This window comes from Leisingera sp. F5, from assembly GCF_001593695.1.
In genome coordinates this window covers 1-2887 of the sequence record NZ_LUKH01000321.1, presented here as the reverse complement: position 1 = coordinate 2887, position 2887 = coordinate 1, and the positions used below count along the sequence as shown (strand labels likewise).

The following is a 2887-nucleotide window of genomic DNA, read 5'->3' as shown; positions in this document are numbered from 1 at the left end:
GCCAAGCGCAGGCACCGCCAGACCATCGCCTGGTTTGAGCTGACAACCGGCTTGCCCAGCCGGTCCTCAATCCGCTCAATGCAAACAGCAGCCCGCAGGGCGGTGCAGGACAGGAAAAGCACATCGGCTGATGAATCACAGGCGGCGATCCCGGCCTCGATGATGCTGTCCTCGGAAATCCGCGCCATTTGGCGATCATCTGTCAGACCGAAACAGGCGGCATTGACCACCTCTGGGCCGTGTACCGCGAAATATTGCGCCATCTCATCTGTGACTTCGGGGCTGTAAGGGGTCAGCAGCGACACCCGCCTGGCCTCCAGTGCTGCAAAGGCATCGAAGGCTGCAGAGCTGGGGGTGACGCAGGGAGTATCCGGCTTGGCGGTGCTCAAGCTGCGCGCGACGGCATCATTGCCCAGCACGATGGAGGCCGCAGTGCAGCCGTAGGCCACCACATCCACCGTTTCGCCGGGCAGGATCTGCGCCGCTGCTTCGGTCAGCCGCGGGCCGGTTTTCAGCAAAGTTTCCCTGGTGGTTGGATTTTCGAATTCGATGCGGTTTGTGTAGACGCCGACCCGGTCCGGATCGCAGATCCGGGCAAAGTCGCGTTCCGACGTGTGGTCGGTCGCCAGCGCCACCAGCGCGATCCGCTTTTTCACCGGGCGGTCATCCAGCCGGGCTGGAACACGCGACGGCGCGGATTGGATATCAAGAGCCATTTTTGCTTTCCTAAACAACAAGAACCGGGGTTTCGGCCAGGCTCGTTACCTTGTGAGAGACACTGCCCAGCAGCACCCCTTCCACCGAGCCAAGGCCGCGGCTGCCGATCGCGATCAGGTCATGCCTGTGCTCCCTGGCAAACCCCGTGATGGTGCGCGCCACCGGCCCCGCTTTAACAAAGGCGCGGGGTGTTCGAGAGCCGCTCGCCGCCGCCAGCGCCTTGCCGCGCTCGGCCACCTCCCTGGCGTGGCTGCGCATGATCTCGTCCAGGTCCTCCGGCTGATCCGGGCGCACCATATGCATCGAGGCCTCCAGCAGCGAATGGTGGCGGTAGACCGTCAGCAGTGTCAGCTGCGCACCGCACAGTTGCGCCAGCTCCGCCGCCTTGGCCAGCGCGGCTTCTGCCCCTTGCGAGCCGTCGAAGGGCACCAGAATGGATGTGAACATCGCCAGTGCTCCTTATTTTGCAAAGGCCAGATCGCGCAGGAACAGCGCAATCTGCGGAAAGAAGATCAGTGCCACCGACACCGCCAGCAGCATTAGGATAAACGGCGGCGTGCCACGCACCACCTCGGCATAGGGGCGTTTGAACACGGCAATGGCGGTGAAGATATCGCAGCCGAAGGGCGGCGTGGCCGAGCCAATGGCAACCTGCAGGGTGATGATGGTGCCGACCAGCACCGGATCCAGCCCAACCGATTTCACCACCGGCGCAAAAACCGGCACCAGCACCAGGATCACCACGATGGGATCGACAAACATACAACCGATGAAAAACGCGATGGAGATCACGAACAGCACCCCTAGGGCGCCCATCTCGGCAATCCCGATGGCACCAAGGATCTGCTGCGGCACCTGAGCGAATGAGATAACCCAGGAAAACGCAGCCCCTGCCCCCACCAGAATGAACACGATGGCGGTGACCAGCCCGGTGGATTTTGCGGTTTCATAGACATCCGCCAGCGACATTGAGCGGAACACGGCGACCTCCAGGATCAGCGCATAGAGAACGCAGGCCGCCGCGGCCTCGGTCGGGCTGAACACACCGCCATAGATGCCGCCAATGATAATCACCGGGAACCCCATCGGCCACAGCGCCTGCCGCATGGTCCGCAGTCGCTCGCGCCAGGTGGCCTTTGGTTCGGTCGGCACGTTGTTACGCACAGCGTAGATATAGGCGTAGATGGAAAACAGCAGCAGGATCAGCAGGCCGGGACCAATGCCCGCAATGAACAGCTCGGCTATCGAGGTGCTGGAGACCACCCCGTAGATGATCATGCCGATGGAGGGCGGGATCAGAAAGGCGATGTCGCTGGCATTCACGATCAGCGCCAGCACAAAGCTGTCCTTGTAGCCCGCCTGGAGCATCCGCGGGCGCAGCGGCGAACCGATCGCCACAACGGTCGCCTGAGTCGAGCCGGACACCGCCCCGAACATGGTGCAGGCGGCTGCGGTGGAAATCGCCAGCCCGCCGCGGATATGGCCGATATAGGCCATCACCACATTGATCAGCCGCCCGGCCGACTGGCCGCGGGTCATGATATCGGCGGCAAAGATGAACATCGGCACCGCAATCAGCGAGGCGGGCCGGATGCCGGCCATCATCTGCTGTACCATTGTCTCGGTCCGGGCCAGATCGCCGAACAGCATCAGAAATCCGATGAAGGCGCCGGCAATCAGCGGGATCATCATCGGAAAGCCCAGCAGCAGCAGGACGATCATGGTCAGAAATATTGTAGCAGCCATCGGAACGCCCTTCAGGTTTCAACTTCTTCCGCGCCCTCGTACCCGTCTTGCACATGAGTCGAGAGATAGATGCGAGGAGACGTCAGATTGCGCACGGCGGTCAGCAGATACTGAACACCGGTCATGAAGAAGCCGGCTGGCACCCAGACCAAGATGACCCAGACCGGGATTTGCAGCGCCGGCAGCACCCGCCCGCGCGCGGCCTGTGAACCGATGTATTTCACCGCGTAGAAGCACAGCAAGAACATAAATCCAGCGGTGACCACGGAAATCACTACCACCATCACCTTGCGCTGGTGCGGCGGCAGCAAGTCATAGATCGCCGACATCCGGATGTGGCGGGCGTTGCGCGCGGCATAGCTGATGCCGGCAAAGGTGATCAGGATGATCAGGATCCGGTTCAGCTCTTCGGTAAAGAAGATGG

At 61.9% G+C, this 2887-nt stretch carries 4 protein-coding genes; all 4 read right to left on the bottom strand.

Annotated elements, in window-relative coordinates; genetic code table 11:
* On the bottom strand, positions 1-716 hold a 716-nt coding region (gene eutA, locus A2I95_RS29575; protein WP_291735624.1), incomplete at its 3' end, for an ectoine utilization protein EutA.
* 10 nt (positions 717-726) lie between these two features.
* Entirely contained in the window at positions 727-1164 is a 438-nt protein-coding gene (locus A2I95_RS29570) for a universal stress protein (RefSeq protein WP_027257885.1), read from the bottom strand.
* A gap of 12 nt (positions 1165-1176) precedes the next feature.
* Complete coding sequence (locus A2I95_RS29565; RefSeq protein WP_291735622.1) at positions 1177-2463, bottom strand: TRAP transporter large permease; 1287 nt, start codon at positions 2461-2463, stop codon at positions 1177-1179.
* An 11-nt stretch (positions 2464-2474) separates the two neighbouring features.
* Positions 2475-2887 (bottom strand): TRAP transporter small permease (locus tag A2I95_RS29560; protein WP_291735621.1); only part of this gene is annotated, 413 nt, incomplete at its 5' end.

Bases quoted from the DNA above. Each gene is read 5' to 3' on its own strand.
- A2I95_RS29565 (WP_291735622.1), bottom strand. From the start codon at position 2,463: ATGGCTGCTACAATATTTCTGACCATGATCGTCCTGCTGCTGCTGGGC.
- A2I95_RS29570 (WP_027257885.1), bottom strand. From the start codon at position 1,164: ATGTTCACATCCATTCTGGTGCCCTTCGACGGCTCGCAAGGGGCAGAA.